The organism is Nocardia sp. NPDC050408, from assembly GCF_044458905.1.
Lineage (GTDB): Bacteria > Actinomycetota > Actinomycetes > Mycobacteriales > Mycobacteriaceae > Nocardia.
In genome coordinates this window covers 78,309-95,217 of sequence record NZ_JBITIL010000001.1, presented here as the reverse complement: position 1 = coordinate 95,217, position 16,909 = coordinate 78,309, and the positions used below count along the sequence as shown (strand labels likewise).

21 protein-coding genes are annotated in these 16,909 nt (G+C 64.4%); 10 read left to right on the top strand and 11 right to left on the bottom strand.

The genetic code is table 11. The features are described from left to right. Positions 1–185 precede the first annotated feature (185 nt). Positions 186–1,037, bottom strand: coding sequence for an SDR family oxidoreductase (locus tag ACIBJI_RS00485; protein WP_364353565.1), 852 nt, complete (start codon positions 1,035–1,037; stop codon positions 186–188). Positions 1,038–1,135: 98 nt separating this feature from the next. Between ACIBJI_RS00485 and ACIBJI_RS00480 the strand changes: the two genes are divergently transcribed. Both ACIBJI_RS00480 and ACIBJI_RS00475 read left to right on the top strand, forming a co-directional pair. Continuing rightward, entirely contained in the window at positions 1,136–1,534 is a 399-nt protein-coding gene (locus ACIBJI_RS00480) for a winged helix-turn-helix transcriptional regulator (protein ID WP_396958251.1), read from the top strand. Between the two features lie 120 nt (positions 1,535–1,654). Further along, positions 1,655–2,071, top strand: a complete 417-nt coding sequence (locus ACIBJI_RS00475) for a PPOX class F420-dependent oxidoreductase (protein WP_364353571.1) — start codon at positions 1,655–1,657, stop codon at positions 2,069–2,071. A gap of 6 nt (positions 2,072–2,077) precedes the next feature. Here the strand turns inward: ACIBJI_RS00475 and ACIBJI_RS00470 are convergent, their stop codons facing one another. After that, on the bottom strand, positions 2,078–2,779 hold the full coding sequence (locus tag ACIBJI_RS00470; RefSeq protein WP_364353574.1) for a polysaccharide deacetylase family protein: 702 nt from the start codon (positions 2,777–2,779) through the stop codon (positions 2,078–2,080). A 68-nt stretch (positions 2,780–2,847) separates the two neighbouring features. Continuing rightward, on the bottom strand, positions 2,848–4,248 hold the full coding sequence (lpdA, locus tag ACIBJI_RS00465) for a dihydrolipoyl dehydrogenase (RefSeq protein ID WP_364353577.1): 1,401 nt from the start codon (positions 4,246–4,248) through the stop codon (positions 2,848–2,850). Positions 4,249–4,494: 246 nt separating this feature from the next. Between lpdA and ACIBJI_RS00460 the strand changes: the two genes are divergently transcribed. Continuing rightward, entirely contained in the window at positions 4,495–4,893 is a 399-nt protein-coding gene (locus ACIBJI_RS00460; RefSeq protein ID WP_397083027.1) for an MmcQ/YjbR family DNA-binding protein, read from the top strand. A gap of 9 nt (positions 4,894–4,902) precedes the next feature. Here the strand turns inward: ACIBJI_RS00460 and ACIBJI_RS00455 are convergent, their stop codons facing one another. Continuing rightward, entirely contained in the window at positions 4,903–5,877 is a 975-nt protein-coding gene (locus ACIBJI_RS00455; protein ID WP_364353580.1) for a membrane dipeptidase, read from the bottom strand. Between the two features lie 169 nt (positions 5,878–6,046). Between ACIBJI_RS00455 and ACIBJI_RS00450 the strand changes: the two genes are divergently transcribed. The 5 genes from ACIBJI_RS00450 (at position 6,047) to ACIBJI_RS00430 (ending at position 10,797) form a co-directional block, all read left to right on the top strand. Further along, positions 6,047–8,098 (top strand): prolyl oligopeptidase family protein, encoded by a 2,052-nt coding sequence (locus ACIBJI_RS00450; RefSeq protein ID WP_397082588.1) that lies wholly within the window; start codon positions 6,047–6,049, stop codon positions 8,096–8,098. Between the two features lie 100 nt (positions 8,099–8,198). After that, complete coding sequence (locus ACIBJI_RS00445; protein WP_364353586.1) at positions 8,199–9,101, top strand: alpha/beta hydrolase; 903 nt, start codon at positions 8,199–8,201, stop codon at positions 9,099–9,101. Then, positions 9,098–9,742 (top strand): TetR/AcrR family transcriptional regulator C-terminal domain-containing protein, encoded by a 645-nt coding sequence (locus ACIBJI_RS00440; protein ID WP_397082585.1) that lies wholly within the window; start codon positions 9,098–9,100, stop codon positions 9,740–9,742. The genes ACIBJI_RS00445 and ACIBJI_RS00440 overlap by 4 nt, the downstream gene beginning before the upstream one ends. Before the next feature lie 104 nt (positions 9,743–9,846). Continuing rightward, positions 9,847–10,161 (top strand): putative quinol monooxygenase, encoded by a 315-nt coding sequence (locus ACIBJI_RS00435; protein WP_397082583.1) that lies wholly within the window; start codon positions 9,847–9,849, stop codon positions 10,159–10,161. 123 nt (positions 10,162–10,284) lie between these two features. After that, positions 10,285–10,797, top strand: a complete 513-nt coding sequence (locus tag ACIBJI_RS00430; protein WP_397082581.1) for a DUF6879 family protein — start codon at positions 10,285–10,287, stop codon at positions 10,795–10,797. A gap of 23 nt (positions 10,798–10,820) precedes the next feature. Here the strand turns inward: ACIBJI_RS00430 and ACIBJI_RS00425 are convergent, their stop codons facing one another. From ACIBJI_RS00425 to ACIBJI_RS00405, 5 genes are all read right to left on the bottom strand, one after another. Next, positions 10,821–11,252, bottom strand: coding sequence for a nitroreductase family deazaflavin-dependent oxidoreductase (locus ACIBJI_RS00425; protein WP_397082579.1), 432 nt, complete (start codon positions 11,250–11,252; stop codon positions 10,821–10,823). Positions 11,253–11,311: 59 nt separating this feature from the next. After that, positions 11,312–12,172 carry an alpha/beta fold hydrolase gene (locus tag ACIBJI_RS00420; RefSeq protein ID WP_364353601.1) on the bottom strand — a complete coding sequence of 287 codons (861 nt, stop codon included), beginning with the start codon at positions 12,170–12,172 and terminating at the stop codon, positions 11,312–11,314. A gap of 30 nt (positions 12,173–12,202) precedes the next feature. Then, a complete protein-coding gene (locus tag ACIBJI_RS00415; RefSeq protein WP_364353604.1) occupies positions 12,203–12,835 on the bottom strand; it encodes a TetR/AcrR family transcriptional regulator in 633 nt (210 codons plus the stop codon). A gap of 233 nt (positions 12,836–13,068) precedes the next feature. Next, a complete protein-coding gene (locus tag ACIBJI_RS00410; RefSeq protein WP_396958238.1) occupies positions 13,069–13,857 on the bottom strand; it encodes an HAD-IIA family hydrolase in 789 nt (262 codons plus the stop codon). Between the two features lie 58 nt (positions 13,858–13,915). Then, the gene (locus tag ACIBJI_RS00405) at positions 13,916–14,206 is read right to left on the bottom strand and encodes a DUF2867 domain-containing protein (protein WP_364353610.1); all 291 of its coding nucleotides are present in this window, start codon (positions 14,204–14,206) and stop codon (positions 13,916–13,918) included. A 144-nt stretch (positions 14,207–14,350) separates the two neighbouring features. Between ACIBJI_RS00405 and ACIBJI_RS00400 the strand changes: the two genes are divergently transcribed. After that, positions 14,351–14,932 carry a TetR/AcrR family transcriptional regulator gene (locus ACIBJI_RS00400; RefSeq protein ID WP_397082577.1) on the top strand — a complete coding sequence of 194 codons (582 nt, stop codon included), beginning with the start codon at positions 14,351–14,353 and terminating at the stop codon, positions 14,930–14,932. On the opposite strand, the gene ACIBJI_RS00395 is transcribed toward ACIBJI_RS00400, so the two are convergent. Together ACIBJI_RS00395 and ACIBJI_RS00390 are read right to left on the bottom strand one after the other, a co-directional pair. Continuing rightward, a complete protein-coding gene (locus tag ACIBJI_RS00395) occupies positions 14,915–15,121 on the bottom strand; it encodes a hypothetical protein (RefSeq protein WP_397082575.1) in 207 nt (68 codons plus the stop codon). The genes ACIBJI_RS00400 and ACIBJI_RS00395 overlap by 18 nt on opposite strands. Positions 15,122–15,354: 233 nt before the next feature. Further along, a complete protein-coding gene (locus ACIBJI_RS00390) occupies positions 15,355–15,693 on the bottom strand; it encodes an ArsR/SmtB family transcription factor (protein WP_397082573.1) in 339 nt (112 codons plus the stop codon). A 28-nt stretch (positions 15,694–15,721) separates the two neighbouring features. On the opposite strand from ACIBJI_RS00390, the gene ACIBJI_RS00385 reads away from it, so the two are divergent. Then, on the top strand, positions 15,722–16,903 hold the full coding sequence (locus ACIBJI_RS00385) for an MFS transporter (RefSeq protein WP_397082571.1): 1,182 nt from the start codon (positions 15,722–15,724) through the stop codon (positions 16,901–16,903). Positions 16,904–16,909 lie beyond the last annotated feature (6 nt).

The following is a 16,909-nucleotide window of genomic DNA, read 5'->3' as shown; positions in this document are numbered from 1 at the left end:
GACGAGCGCGGGTAACACGCGGCCGCACGCAAGTCCGGTGAACCCATTTTGGATGCGTCGCACTCGGACGGCGCACGGTTTCAGCGCCTCAGCTGACCAGTTCATTTGATAGACAACGGCTTGCACGCCGTCTCGCTACATTGCGACGGCGGCGTGCAAGCCCGATGAACTCACCCTTGGATGCGTCAGGCGAGGGCGGCGCGGAAGACCTCTACCGCGGGAGTGGACGGGCGACCGAGCAGTTTCTGGAGGTCGCCGGAGTCCACATCGAGGATGCCGTCGCCGACGCCGGCGTCCGCATCAGCGAGCACAGCGGCGTAGTCGCCGGGCAGACCGGCCTGCTCGAGCGCCGCGCTGTAGTCCTGCTCGGACAGGTTCTCATAGCGCACCGGCTTGCCGGATGCCTGCGAAATCACCTGGGCGAGTTCGGCATAAGTGAGGCGCTCATCGCCGCCGAGTTCGTAGATCCGGCCCGCGTGGCCGTCGGTGGTCAGCACCTTGGCGGCCGCCTCGGCGTAGTCGGCGCGCGCGGCACCCGCGACACGACCGGCACCCCCGGCGCCGTGCAGCACGCCGGACTCGACCGCGTGCCCGAGCGCACCGAAGTAGTTCTCCCAGTACCAGCCGTTGCGCAGGAGTGTGTGCGGGACAGTAGATTTCGCGAGCGCCTCCTCGGTGCCCCGGTGCTCCTGGGCCAGGATGAGCGGATTCTCGGTGGCGCGCGGAATGCTGGTGTAGGCAAGCAGTTCCACACCCGCGCGCTCGGCAGCCCGGATTACGTTGGTGTGCTGGGCGACTCGCGCACCGAATTCGTTACCGGAGACCAGCAGCACCCGGTCGACACCGTCCAGCGCGCGGTCGAGCGCTTCCGCGTCGTCATAGGAAGCCTGTCGGACCTCAACGCCCCGCTCGGCCAGATCGGCGACCTTCTGCGGATCACGCACGATCGCGACCACCGGCGTGGTCCCCTCGCGCAATAGCGCCTCGATGACGAGACGGCCCAGCTGCCCACCAGCTCCGGTTACGGCGACGCTCATGACTTACCTCCATGGTCTATACGTTCATCAAGTACTAACTAATAGTAAGCACTATGCATTCCGTAGCCACTTTGGTCAAGTTGGGTACTATCGATTCCATGACCACTCAGCGCACGCCGTTGGTGGATACCGACGATCCGACGCTGGAATCCGACGTATTCGCCCGAAACTGCACGTCACGTCCGGTGCTCCAGAACGTGGTCAGCCGCTGGGGCACCCTCGCCCTGGTCGCGCTGCGCGAAGGGCCGTACCGGTTCAGTGCCCTGCGCCGCCGCGTCGACGGTGTCAGCGAGCGCATGCTCTCCCAAACCCTGCAAGCCCTCGAGCGCGACGGCATGGTGCACCGCGAAGTGCAGGAAACCATCCCCCCACGAGTCGAGTACACCCTCACCGACCTCGGCGCCCAAGTCGCCGAACGCCTCGAAGACCTCATCCGAATCATCGAAACCAACATGCCCCGAGTCCACGAAGCCCAAGCCACCTACCACCGCGGCTGACCAGACGACGAAGATCATCATGTACTGGTGGAGTAGGTCTCTCGGCCGATGCCGCAACCAATACACAGTGCACAACCGACCAGCGGGAAGGTCGGGAGGTTGTGGTGGGTTGGTGTGGGTATGGAAATTTCCTCAGCTGTTGATTTCGCGCGGACAACCAAGCGGTCCGTGCTCACCACTATTCGGCGCAACGGTCGCCCACAGCTGTCCAATGTGCTGCATGTGGTCGATGACGACGGGATCATTCGCATCTCCATCACCGCCGACCGGGCCAAGTACCACAACCTGGTGCGCGATCCGTGGGCCGCGATCCACATCACCCGCGACGACTTCTTCGCCTACGCCGTCATCGAGGGCACCGTCGACCTCACCCCGGTTGCCGCCGACCCCAATGACTCCACCGTCGACGAACTGGTCGCCTACTACCGAGCGGGCTCAGGCGAGCACCCCGACTGGGACGAATACCGCAAGGCCATGGTCACCGACCGCCGCGCCCTCGTCCGCCTGACACCCACCCACGCATACGGCATGCTCTGACGATCCTCAGTGCCGCAGCAGCTCCGACACCGTGACGAATTGGTAACCGGCGGAACGGAGTTCGCTGACGATGCGCGGTATTGCGGCGAGGGAATCGTGCCCCTGCCCCATGACGTGCAGTAGGACAATGGAGCCCGGCCGCACTTTGGCCACGGTTTCGGTGACGATCGCGTCGGTGCTCGCCTGTTGGCCCGAGTCGGGTTCCACATCCCAGGTGATCGTCGTGCGGTCATGGTCGGACAGGTACTTCGGCAGAGCCCAGAGTTTCTTGCCGTAGGGCGGGCGGAAGGTGACCGGGCCCTGGTAACCGGTTTTCGCGATTTCCGCTTCGGTTCGTTCGATCTCGTCGCGGACGGTATCGCCGGAGACGAGCACCATGCGGCGATGGTTGTAGGTGTGATTGCCGATTTCGTGACCGGCCTGCGCGATCGCCCTGCCGTATTCGGGATGCGCGGCCAAGTCCCGGCCCATGAGATAGAAGGTAGCTGGAATCCCGGCTTCGGCAAGAACTTTCAACACTTCGGGCGCTTTGTCGGTCGGGCCGTCGTCCAGGGTCAATGCGACCACCCTGTCGGTCGTATCGACCCGGTTCACCAACCGTCCCGCCAGTTGGAAGGTGCGCGAGTTCATCAGGTAATAGCCGCCGACCGCCAGCGCCAACACCACCACGAGCACCAGCGCACCACCGATCAACCACTTGCGTCGCATCATCAGCTCCTATGAAAAACAGTGGCGCCCGGACCTTTCGGTCCGAACGCCACCGTCTTGGACACGGATCAGAAGTTGATCATGTGGCCCGCGAGGCCGTGGAACGCTTCCTGCAAGGCTTCGCTCAACGTCGGGTGGGTGTGGACGTTGCGGGTCAGCTCATTGACGGTCAGGTCCCACTTCTGGGCCAGGGTCAGCTCCGGCAGCAGCTCGGAGACATCCGGACCGATGAGGTGGCCGCCGAGCAGTTCGCCGTACTTGGCGTCGGCTACCAGCTTGACGAAACCGGTCGGATCGCCGAGGCCGTGCGCCTTGCCGTTGGCGGTGAACGGGAAGGTGGCGACCTTCACGTCGTAGCCCTCGTCGCGGGCCTGCTGCTCGGTGAGGCCGAAGCTGGCGACCTGCGGCTGGCAGAAGGTGGCGCGCGGCATCATCCGGTAGTCGCCGAGGGGGACCGTCGGCGCTCCGGCGATGGTCTCCGCGGCGACGACGCCCTGAGCCTCCGCTACGTGGGCGAGCTGCAGCTTCGCGGTCACGTCACCGATCGCGTAGATGTGCGGCACATTGGTGCGCATGTTGTCGTCGATGACGATGGCGCCACGTTCGAGCGCGACACCGGTGTTCTCCAGGCCGTAGCCCTCGACTCGCGGCGCGAAGCCGACGGCCTGCAGCACCTTGTCGACGGTGACCGTCTCCAGGTTGCCGGTCTTGTTGTCCTTGATGGACACGGTGACCTTGGAGCCGTCGTCGTCGATCGACTGCACGGCCGCACCGGTGGTGATGGTGATGCCGAGCTTCTTGTACTGCTTGGTGATCTCCTTGGAGACGTCGGCGTCCTCGTTCGGCAGCGCACGGTCCAGGAACTCCACGATGCGCACGTCGACGCCGTAGTTCTTCAGGACGTAGCCGAACTCCATGCCGATCGCGCCGGCGCCGACGATCAGGATCGAGCCGGGCAGGTCGCGGGTGAGGATCTGCTCCTCGTAGGTCACCACATTCGCGCTGAGCGAGGTGCCCGGCAGCAGCTTGGTGACGGTGCCCGCGGCGATGATGACATTGCTGAAGGTGATCGTCTCGGTGCCGCCGCTGGACAGGGCGACCGAGAGGGTGTTCGCGTCGGTGAAGGTGCCCTTACCGTCGAACTCGTCGATCTTGTTCTTCTTCATCAGGAAGTGGACGCCCTTGACCCGGCCGTCGGCGACCTTACGGCTGCGGTCGAACGCGACGCCGAAGTCGAAGCTCACATCGCCGGAGATGCCGAAGGTCTTGGCTTCCTTGGTGAAGATATGCGCGAGTTCCGCGTTGCGCAGCAGCGCTTTGGAAGGGATGCAGCCCACGTTGAGGCAGACACCACCCCAATACTTCTGCTCGACGATGGCGGTACGGAGGCCAAGTTGTGCCGCACGGATGGCGGCGACATAACCGCCAGGACCGGCACCGAGAACGACAACGTCGTAATGGGAAGTCACGTCGTCGAGCCTAACTCTGTCGGGCGAACTTCACCCACCCTCCCCCGGCAACTATGAGACGCGCGCCACATGGCACCGCGGCTTTCGTGCGACCGGGCAGCTGCGCGGGGCTGCGATACCTCGGCTGGCGGCTGCGGCACACGGCAGCGGTGAACTAAACCCCCTCGGGCCGCCAGCAGCAGCGATAGCCATCAGCTCTTGAAATGGAAATGCATCCATCGGTGTGCGCACCACGGTCAGGTGAACATTATTTACACGACAGCAGCCGTAGCCGATTCGGCTCGGCCGACGATAATCGGTCCGGTGGTGACCTCCGATGACGTGCGACGGATCGCGTTGAGCCTGCCGCGAACGACCGAGGCGCTGGTGCGAGATCGGGCGAAGTTCCGGGTGGGCCGCATCGTGTACCTGGCGCTGTCCACGGACGAGACCCGCATGGGTTTCGCCTTTCCCAAGCAAGAGCGGGCGGCACTGGTCGCGGGTGAGCCCGACAAGTTCCTGATGTCGCTGCCGCGCGACGAGCGATACAACTGGGTCCGGGTGCGGCTCGATGCCATCGACGAGACGGAGTTGACGGAACTGGTCATCGAGGCATGGCGCATGGTCGTCCCCAAGCGCGTCGCCGCCGCGCACCTCGGTGACTGAAGCACCGCGCTAGTTACGCCAGACCTGCTGTGCGATCCGGGCGAAGTTGCCACCGAATACCGCCGCCCGGTCCCCGGCACTGAAACCACGACCGGCAAGCTCGGCATCCAGTCCGGGTAGCTCGTTGAGCCCGAGCAGATCCTCCGGCGGCACCCATTGCAGCGGTCCCCACTTCGTATACGCGTCGGAAAACGCCCCGGGATCCTGGGTGAGCATTTCATTGAAATCCTCGGCATCGAAGGAGTAGTCCGACCCGATGCCGAGATGTTCGATTCCAACGAGTTCCGCACCGTATTCGATATGCGCGGCCATTGCCGCGACCCGCTCGGCTCGGCCATCGATCGCGTTCTGCCCCAGGAAGATGCCCACGCCATTGATACCGATAACTCCGCCGGTCCGCGCACAGGCCAGCGCCTGCTCATCGGTGATATTGCGCGGATGCGCCCACAGTGCGGCGAAATTGGAATGGCTGTAGATCATCGGAACTTCGGTGCATTCGGCCAAGTCGAGTCCGGTGCGCCGGGAGCAGTGCGAACCGTCGACGAATATGCCGACCTCGTTCTGTTTGCGCACCAGATCTCGGCCGTAGGCGGTGAGTCCGGTGTCGTCGGTATCCAGACAACCGCAACCAGCCGCATTGGCGTGGTTATAGGTCGGCAGCATTGAACGAACGCCCAGTTCGTAGAAGATCTCGAGGTTATCCGGATCGCCGCCCAGCGGCCCCGAATCCTCCAGGTCGAAGGCCAGCGAAATGGTATCGGCGGCACCGATATCGGCGAACCGCTCGATCAGCCGGAAACGGCCATTATCCAGCGCATCCCGGCGGAACTTGTGCAGCAGCGCCAGCGAATCCTCGGTCGACTGGCGTGAATATCCGACGTTCACCGATAAATACGACCCGAGCGGATAGCGCGCCAGATCCGCGATCCGCGCGGAATGCAGTAATGGCAGGCAGCAGTGCTGCTCCCAGAGAAACTGTGGCAAACCGGCCACCTTCCGCCTCGGTTCGATATCGGAGCAGCGATCCTACTGAGCCGACCGGCACGTATGTCAGACCTTGACTCGATGTCGAGCAACCGGTAACAGCGCGCCCGAATTGCCCGATTCACCGAGTGATATCTCACCTTTGAAGCCTCTCGGCAACAATGTGGACATGACGGGCGTTGAGCAAACTGTGACCGATCCCTACCTGTGGCTCGAAGAAGTAACCGATGAGCGGGCCCTCGACTTCGCCCGCGCGCACAACGAGGTGGTTGTCGAGCGTTTCGCCAGCTCCGATCGGTTCACCGAGCTCGAGCGCCGCATCCTGGACATGCTCGATACCGATACCAAGATCGCCTACCCGGGTCGGCGCGGCCGCTGGCTCTACAACTTCTGGCGCGATGCCGAACATCCCCGCGGGTTGTGGCGGCGCACCACCTTCGCCGAATATGCCAAGGAAGCGCCGGACTGGGATGTGCTGATCGACCTGGACGCGCTCGGCACCGCGGAGGGCGAGAACTGGGTGTGGGGCGGCGCCGCAGTGCTGCGGCCGGAGCAGTCGCGTGCGCTCATCAGCCTGTCCCGCGGCGGCGCGGATGCCAAGGTCGTGCGCGAATTCGATATCGAGACAAGAGAATTCATCGATCCGGCCGACGGCGGTTACTTCCTGCCCGAGGCGAAGTCCGAGCTCCGCTGGATCGATATCGACTCGGTGTACGTCGGCACCGATTTCGGACCGGGTTCGCTCACCGATTCCGGCTATCCGCGTATCGCCAAGCGCTGGCGGCGCGGCACCCCGCTCGCCGCGGCCGAAACGGTATTCGAGGGCGAGGCAGGCGATGTCGCGGTATCGGCCGGGTACGACCGGACTCCCGGCTATGAACGGCATTTCGTCGGCCGCGCCACCGACTTCTTCAACGAAGAGGTGTACCTGCTCGAAAGCGACGGCAGTCTGCGGCATCTCGATGTGCCGACCGACGCAAGCGAATCCTGGTACAAGGATTGGTTCCTGGTGCGATTGAAGTCGCCGTGGGAGATCGGCGACAAGACCTACCCGGCCGGTGCGCTGCTGGCCCTCGACTTCGAGAAATTCCTTTCCGGTGCACGGGAATTCGAGGTGATCTTCACCCCCGACGAGCACACCTCGCTGCACGGATACGGCTGGACCGAAAACCATCTGCTGCTGATCACCCTCGAGGACGTGCAGACCAAGCTCTATGTCCTCACGCCCGGTCCGGACGGCTGGCACAAGGAGCCGCTCGCCGATACCCCGCCGATGGCGACCACCAGCGTGATGAATCTGGACCCGCTCGAGGGCGGCGACGAATTCATGCTGACCACAAGCGGATTCACCACTCCGGCCACCCTGCTCGCCAGCGCGGTCGGCGGCCGTACCGAACAACTCAAACAGGAACCCGGCTTCTTCGACGCCGAGGGCATCGAAACCGAGCAATTCTTCGCGCGCTCCGACGACGGAACCATGGTGCCCTACTTCGTAATCCGCCACCGCGACCACAAGGACACCCCCGGTCCGACAGTGATGTCCGGCTACGGCGGCTTCGAGGTATCCCGAACCCCGGCCTATAGCGGCGCCTCCGGAATGGGCTGGCTGGAACGCGGCGGCACCTGGGTGATGACAAATATCCGCGGTGGCGGCGAATACGGCCCGCAATGGCACACCTCGGTGCAGAAGGCCAACCGGCACAAGGTCTATGAGGACTTCTCCTCGATCGCCAAGGATCTGGTGGCCCGCGGCATCACCACACATGAACAACTGGGCGCGGTCGGCGGTAGCAATGGCGGCCTGCTCATGGGCGTCATGCTGACCCGCTATCCGGAACTGTTCGGCGCCATCGTCTGCCAAGTCCCGTTGCTCGATATGCAGCGATATCACCTGCTGCTGGCGGGTGCGTCCTGGGTGGCCGAATACGGCGATCCGGATAAGCCGGAAGAGTGGGCGTACATCAGCAAGTACTCGCCCTACCAGAACGTCCGCGCCGACGCGCCCTACCCGCCGATCCTGCTGACCACCTCCACCCGCGACGACCGAGTCCACCCTGGCCACGCCCGCAAGATGGCCGCGCTGCTCGAGGAGCAGGGGCACACCGTCTGGTACCACGAGAACATCGAAGGCGGCCACGGCGGCGCGGCCGACAACAAGCAATCGGCATTCCAGGCCGGACTCATCTACGAATTCTTCACGCAGATTTTGATGGAGCGGTAATCACGTACAACCGGGCCCGGTGCATCCTGCACCGGGCCGAGTTCTTGCGGCGGTATGTCTACGCCGTAGACTTGGTCTACGTTGTAGACAAGGAGCTGTAGTGGCCGAACCCGTGGTACGAATCGTCGAAACCGCTGGCGCGCGACTGCATACCGAAGCAGCCGGAACCGGGCCGGACCTGATCCTCATTTCCGGAGGCGGCGGTGATGCCGGAATGTACGAAGCTGTCGTGCCGCTGCTGGCCGACATCTTCCGCGTGATCACCTTCGACCGGCGCGGCAATTCGCGCAGCCCGCTCACCGAGCCACACGCCGCAATCAATGTCGCGACGCAGGCCGCGGATGTCATCGCGATCCTCGACGCCTACGCGATCGAGCGCGCCCACATCTTCGGCAGCAGCGGTGCCGCGATCATCACGCTCGAACTGCTTGCCGCATCCGAAGATCGGCTCATCGATGCGATCGTGCACGAACCGCCGCTGGTCCAACTGCTGCCCGTCGAAAGCCCTGCGCGGCAGGAGATCGCCGACATCGGCGAACTCGCCGTTGCCAAGAGTCCGATGCGGGCATTCGCGGCATTCGGCGTTCTGACCATGCCGAATGTGCCATGGATCCTCCGGTCGAGTCCGGGACAAACTCTGCTGGCCGGTGCAAGTCGCGTATCGCTCGCGATCGGAGCCGCACTCCGCCGGATCACCCGAACCCAGCCCTCGACCATGACCCGCCAACTGAACAATGCCGACCTGCTGCTGCGCCGCGAGCTTCCCGCCTTCTGCTTCGACTACCACCCGGACCTGGCCGCCCTGCGGAAGGTCGAGGTGCCGTGGCGGCTGACGACCGGACGCGAGAGTGTCGGCAAGCCGTACTACGTTGCCGCGCATGCGCTGGCCGACGAACTCGACCGGGACTGTGTGGAATTCCCTGGCGGACATGTGCCCTACCAGTTGCAGCCGGAGCAGTTCGTCGCCCGACTGGTGGCGCTGTTCGACGAGATGAGCGCATGAGCAAGCCGAAGCCGACCACCCGGATCGCATTGAATCGCGACTATATCGCCGCGACGGCGCTGACCGTCATCGATACGGCGGGGCTAGACGGCTTCACCATGCGGAAATTGGGTGCGGCACTCGGGGCGGACCCGATGGCGGCCTACCGGCACTTCGCCGATCAGCAGGACCTGTTCGACGGCATCGCCGAAGCAATGTTCGACGAACTCGAGATGGAAACCCTACCGTGGCAGGAAGATTGGCCGGAGCTGATGAGCGCCTACGCCCATCGCCTACGTTCCACACTGCGCCGACACCCGAATGCCGTGCCGATCTTCGCAACGCGACCGGTCCGCAGCGCCGCGGCAATCGAAACCGGAAACTGGATGCTCGAACGTCTACAAGGCGTCGGCTTCACCCCCGCGGCAGCCCTGCAATTCGCCCGATGCCTACGCGAATACGTAGTCGGCCATATCCTGAGCCACACCGTCGCCGCCGTAGCATCCCAGCGCAGCCGCAAACCTACCCCGAACGCCCCCGACTACAACACCCTCGCCGCAGCCGCCGACGCCACCGCCGACACCGACCACTTCGATATCGGCCTCACGGCGATGCTCGACGGCTTCAGCAACCATCTCGGCGAAATCTCCGATCACACTTAGCACCTTCCGAAGGTCGCAGCTGATGCAGCGCCTTTTCGCCAACCCATCCGCGGCTCTGACCTCGAGGTCGAAAAGGTCGTGCACCGCTGTTGTACGGTTGGCCGATGTTCGCGCTCGTGGTGAAGTTCGATCTGTTCGACGTCGATAAAGCGGCGGCGTTCGATGAACTGGTCGCGGAAACCGTTGGGCGCATCACCGAGAATGAACCCGGCACGCTGGTCTACGCGACTCACACGGTTGACGGTGAACCACTTTCGCGGATCTTCTACGAGGTCTACCGTGACCGAGCCGCATTCGAGGAGCACGAACGCCAGCCGCACACCCGCCGATTCTTGGACCAGCGTGGCGAATACGTCGAGTCGTTCCTTGTCGAGTTCCTGGCACCGGCGGTAGCGAAGGGTCTCCCCGCTGCGGGCTGATTGCAGGCGATCGGTGATGCCACAGCGGTGAAATCCCTGCTCCTCTCCGCATTTTAGACGGCGAGAGCGCGCGCAGCCGCTTCGTCTAGTTGCCGAACCGCATTGAGGAAGAGGACGTTTACGGTGCTATTGGTCGACGGTGCCCCTTGGCCGGAATGGTTCCGTGGGTTGCGGCGCAGCGCGTTCCACCTCGAAGTCCGGGACTCGTACGCGGAGCCTGCCGAGAACAACCGTCTGCGAGCGTTCCTCAACGGGGAGCCACCACCAGATGAGCCGCCTGTCCCGTGGCATGGGCTCATGCGGGAAACCACGGACAGAGGCGTATCAGTAAGTCGGGTCCGCATCGTCACCGTGCCACATAGCGACTACCACCGTTGGCTACTGTCGATCACTGGCCGGAACATCGAGTCCGGGGAGAACATCCGTTATCTGCCCCGTCATCTCGCCGGAGAGGTCCCACCAGATGACTGGTGGTTGTTCGATGACGAACGTGTCGCTTTCAACCTGTCCGACGCCAACGGCAAACCGGCTGGCGCAGCGGTGACAAGCGATCCACGGATCGCGGAGTACTGCCGGCGCGTGCAAACGCGGCTGTGGGACCTGGCGACGCCGTACGCGGAGTATGTCACCACGTGACGGGTTCGATTCAGCGCTAATGCCTATGAATTGCCGTTGGTGGGAGCCAGGATGACCACCGGAATCTGCCAGGACACCTTCGCCTGGAAGTCGGCGAGGAACGGCGCGTCCACCAGCTTGCGTTCCCAAAGTTGTTGCCGTTCTTCACCTTCCGCGAAGGATGCGGTCACGGGCCGAGATTCGGTTCCGACCTCGACGACGGCTTCGGGATCCGCCGTCAGATTGTGGTACCACCCCGGACGATTCGGCCGCCCACCGTTGGCGGCGTAGACCACTACCCGGTCACCGTCGCGCTGATATGCCAGCGGCCAGGTGCGGGGTTCGCCGGTGCGGGCACCGGTGGTGGTAAGCAGGAGCAGCGGTATGTTCGCGAACTGTCCGCCGACCTTTCCCGCATTGGCGCGGAATTCCGCGATGACATCCAGATGTAGTTGCCGCCGTTGCTCATTCGACACAAACACAGCCTAGGACGGGTTGGGGGATTGCGCTTCGTCGAAGGCGCGCGGTCGTCCGATCAGCGGTCCCGCAGCCACTTCTCCAGTTGATCGACCGTGCTGCTGTATTGACGGATCCAACCGTTGTGCCCCAACGGTTCCGGTTGCACCCAGGTGGTCACCTCGGCCTTGGGCATCTTGGCCAGCAGGTGGGCGGCCGAACTGCTGGGCGCGAGATCGTCGCCGGTCATGGTGATCGACAGCACCGGCAGCTTCAGTCTGGCGATCCGCTCCTCGTAGTCGATATCCGCATCGACCGGCGCGAAGCGGCCGGTGCGGGCCAGCCGCGCCCAGTCCGACATCAGCACCTTCGACTGGCGTCCGAAGCCGCCGAGCGAGATCCGGTCGCCGGGCCAGAAGCCGGTCAGATTGGCAGTCAGCGACATGGCCGCGGTGCCGACCAGCATGCCCGGACCCGAAATGCCCCGGAACCCGCGGTGATACGGGGTGCCGGAGGCGATCAGGATCAGCCCGCCCAAGCGGCCGCGGATCCGCGACGCGTACAGCACCGCGAGTTGGCCGCCCATGCTGTGACCGAGCAGATACGGGGTGCTGTCCGGGAATCGGTCGCGCACCACCGAGAAGATCGCCGGGAAGTCGACCGAGGCCAGTTCGTGGTAGCCGAACGTGCTCGCGGCGCTCGGACGCGGACGACTGTCACCCACGCCGCGCAGCTCACCGATCGCGACATCGAAGCCGCGCGCGGCCAGCGCCTGGGCGAACGGTTCGTAGTACCCGGCCGGAACACCGAGGCCGGGCACCATCACCACCACCGGACGCGGCGCATCCGGGCGCACTGGATGCCGATGCGCACCGGTCGCCGCGAACAGCCGCACCGGTACGGTGGTGCCGTCCGGCATCTGGATGGGAACGGTCTCCATACAGCGCACGCTAGCCGACGGCTGGCGGAACTACGCGCCGACCGCACCCATGATCACGCGGCTGAGCACTCGGATCACGTCGTCCAGTGGTGGTCGCGGGTCCGAGCCGCTCCACGAATCCACCACGTAGTTGACCGCGCCGATTATGGCCAGCACCCGCATCTCGTAGTCGCCCGTTGGGATTTCGCCGTGCAAGGCGGCATCCTCCGCGGCGCTGGCTAGTAGCGAACCCCAGACGCGACGCAGCTCCAGCCGGAACTTCTCCACCTTCGGCCCGGCGCCGACGACCTCTACCAGCGCCACTCGCGCCTTGCGCGGATCGGAGCCGATGGATTCGACGTAAGCGCGCACCGCGGCAACGATGATCTCCAGCGCGGTCGCGTCGGATTTCTTCTCCAGGGCGGCGGTCACCGCTTCGCGCGATTCCTTATCGATCTGCTCGTAGAGCTCGAGTAGGAGGGATTCGCGGCCAGTGAACTCCTCATAGAACTGCCTCGAGGAGAGTCCCGCGTCCTTACAGATAGCGCCGACCGAACTATTGGCGTAGCCATCGCGCGCGAAGACCGTCAGGCCCGATTCCAGAAAACGCGCACGCCGCTGACGTTGCCGGTCCTCTACGGGTTGCCCGGCATACATTCGTCCCGTATTCGCATCCTGTGACATTGGGGCAGACAATACCGAAGGGCCCGATCCCCTCGTCATGGATCGGGCTGTTCGTCTCAACCTTCGGCGAAACAGGCGTTAGCCGAAAGTTGGCCGCGCGGTTGCTATTGCGCTTACGGGAGGCTGCTATCCGATCTAACTACCCCTACAAGGGTTGTCACTGATTGTTTGCCACATCGGAGGATGTCGAGAGGTTCGGCACGCCGAAAGTATTTTGAAGGACTTTTTTAGAATTATTCTTTCGACAGACCTTTCATCAACGCGGGCAGTTCCGCGACGGAATCGATGACGTGATCCGGTGTGGCCGAAGCCGTCGCCAGAACGGCGGGCCGGAATTTGCCGGTGCGCACCAGAACTCCGGTCATACCGACCCGTTGGGCAGCGAGTACATCGGAATGCAGATCGTCGCCGATCATCAGCACCTCGACCGGATCGAGGCCCATGAGGTCGGCACAGGTTCGGAATCCGGCCGCCGCGGGCTTGCCGACCACCGCGATCTCGGCATTGCCCGCCGCCTCCAGACCCGGCAGGTATGCGCCCGCATCGATGCGGAGCCCGGTATCGGTAGCCCAAGTCAGGCCGCCGTGCATCGCGACGACCGGTATACCGTCCAGCATCAGCTCCGCCACCCTGCTCAGCGCATCATGCGTGAATTCCGCACCGGCGCCGCCGATTACGATGACGTCCGGATTTTCGTCGTCGAGAGTCAGCTCGGCGAGGTCGGCCTCGATATCGCCATGATTGAGCACCCACACTGCCGCATTCGGGTAGCGGCGGCCCACGTATTCGCCGGTGAGCCGGGCGGCGGTGACGATCTCCGCGGTATCGACATCGAATCCGGCTTCCCGCAGCCGCTCGGCGATCTCGTCGCAGGTCCGGGAGGTGGTGTTAGTGAGAAACCTTCGGCGCAAACCACTTTCGCGCACGCGGCGCACGGCCTCGACCGCGCCGTCGATCTCGTGCCATGAGGTCACCAGCACACCGTCGATGTCGTAGAGCACACCGCGTATGTCGCCAGACATGGGTTCAGCCTACGACTGTCGAAGGGAGTCGTCCGCCGCATCTGTTCGATACGGCGCGTCAGCGGGCGAAACTGCGGGCGGCGCGCGCGAGCATCCATGGCACGAGCCGACGGTGAAATGGCCGCACAATGGCGAAATACCTTCGGCCCCAGCGATTTCGATACTTGACCAGAGACGTGATGGTGACCGTGCCGTCGTCGACGAGAACAGAGACGACAAAGTCGAGAACCGTCATCGCATCGGCGGTCACGTGCTCATGCTCGTCGCTTTCGCGATCGGGAAAAGGCTTGCCGAAGAATATCTTTCGGGTCCATTCCCGCGGATCGATAGGAGCGCCGGACGGCAGCACTATTACATGGGAATCAATGTAATCCCAATCGATTCCCGGCGAGCGCGCCAGGGTGGCTCGTTCGGGAATCTCATAAGTCGGCATTGCATTCCTCCGATATCCCATACGCTACCGTATGGATTAACCATACGGTAGCGTATGGGAATGGCACAAGGGGATGCGAAGGCACGGCTCAGCGCCGACGATTGGGCACAGGCCGCACTGGACGCGCTGGCGGTGGGCGGTCTGGCGGCGGTGTCCGTCGAGCCCATCGCCAAGCGGCTCGGCACCACCAAGGGCAGCTTCTACTGGCATTTCAAGGACCGCGCGGCCCTCATCGATGCGGCGCTGGCGCGCTGGGAGCAGCGCAGCACCGACGATGTGATCGCCGAGATCGCCGTCGAGACAGACCCGGCCGAGCGGTTGCATCGACTCTTCGCCCAGGTCATCGATTACGCGGCCACCGGACGCATCGAATTGGCCCTACTAGCCTCGGCGGACCAGCCGCCGGTCGCCGCGACATTGCGCCGAGTCGCGGACCGACGCATCGAATACGTCGCGGAACTCCTGCGTGAACTCGGACTGACCACCGCGCAGGCGCGGACCAGAGCAGTTGTCGCCGTGAGCATTTACCACGGTTTCAACCAACTGGCCCGCGTCTCCCCCGACACCCTCCCGAGCACCGAAGCACAGCGAAGAGCGTTGGTGGACAGCGCATTCGAGAGTCTGCTACCGAAACGGCGCTGAATCAGCTGCCGCCGCCGCAACCACCGCCGCCACCACAGCCGCCGCCCCCGCAGCCCGAGCCGCCGCCGCAGCTGGATCCACCGCCACAACTCGAGCCGCCGCCGCAACCACCGCCGCCTCCATCGCCACCACCACTGCCCGCGGCCCATCGATTTCGTCTGCGGCGGTTGCGGCGCCCCCGACTGCCACGGTTCGCGTAATGGATGATCGTGATCGTGCCGTACAGCGCCAGGACACCGATCACGACAAAGATTCCGTCCATTGCCCCCACCCCTGAGTGACGTTCGAGTCTTCACCCCAAGTGCACCCGCTACGGGACCGCCCGTAAAGCCAATACTTTTGGGGCGTTTGAACCGCTCAACGGACGCAGACAGCGGGCACCTCGGCTCACCGAGACCCGGTTTGAGTGAACGATTGCCCGGTCAGGATTGCGAGCCGTTGATGATCGCATCGAGCAGGCCTGGAAAACGCTCGTCCAGATCGTCGCGCCGCAGTTCGACGAGCCGGTTGCGGCCGGAAACGTAGGTGGTCGTGACACCCGCGTCGCGCAGCACCTTCCAGTGATGTGATGCGGTCGCGGCGGTGATTTCGACATCGAATTTGTCGATGGCGCAGCTGAGCGGCTCGCGGACCCCCGCGAGCGCACGAATCAGCTCCAGCCGGATCGGATCGGCGATGGCGCTGAGCACCCGGATCAGGTCCAGGTCGCCGGTGCTCGGCTGCGGTAGCTGACGCACGTTCGTCCTCCGATCGTTTGACAACCATCGAATTATATCTCAGCATCATAAGATGCTTCGACAATCATCGAACAATCTGTATCGGTCCCTGATTCCGCTCGCCGTCGGCACCTTCGTGCTGGGTACCGACGGTTTCGTGCTCAATGGCATGCTCCCGCTCATCGCCCGCGATTTGGACGTTTCGGTGGCCACCGCGGGCCTGCTCACCACCATGTTCGCCTGGACCTACGCCATCGCCTCACCGGTCATCGCGGCCGCCACCGGATCCTGGGACCGGCGTTGGGTATTGGGCGGTGGTGCGGTTCTCTTCGTCCTCGGCATGATCGGACAGGCTGCGGCGCAGGACTTTTCGGTGATGGCCTGGGCGCGCATCATTGCCGCGATCGGCGCGGCGGCGTTCCAGGCCAATGCCTTCGCCGTGGCCGGGGTGGTCGCCGACGATGCGCACCGAGGCCGCGCACTATCGGTCGTCACCGCCGGAATCACGCTGTCCGCCGTCGCGGGCGTGCCGATCGGTATCTTCGTGGAGCGCTGGATCGGATGGCGCGGCGTGCTCTGGGCGATTGCCGTGGGCGGCGCCATCGCGGCCGCGCTCGTGGTGCTGCTGCCGCGGGTCACCTTGCCGAGCACCGGATTGCGCGATCGCGTCGGCGTGCTCGCCCGGCCCGCCGTACTGCGGGTTCTGCTGGTGACGACACTGCAGATGACCGCGGGCTATACGACCATCGTCTACCTGCCGGTCGTCATCGCACCATCGGTGCCGCAGGGGCAACTCGCCTGGCTGCTGCTGGTCATGGGTATCGGTCAGGTCATCGGCAACTCACAGGCCGGCAGAGCTGTAGACCGCTTCGGCCCGGCCCGCACGCTGACCATCGGACTCGTCGGCAGCCTCATCGGCCTGCTCCTACTCGGCCCGGCCACCCACGCCAACTGGGCGGTCTTCGCGGTACTCGGCCTGACCGGTCTCTTCGGATCCGCGATCCTCATCCCGCAACAGTTCCGACTCTTCGCCATTGCGCACGACGCGCCGACCGTCGCGCTCGGACTCAACGGCTCTGCCATCTACCTCGGCAGCGGCATCGGTTCGCTGCTGGGCGGCACGGTGCTGGATTCGTCGGGCGCGAGCTGGCTCCCGTGGACCTCGGCCGCGGTCGGCTTCCTCGCCCTCACACTCGGCGTCGCGACCTTGCGCCGACCGGCCCACACCGAAACGGCGGTAGTCGCCGCGGTGTGAAATCGC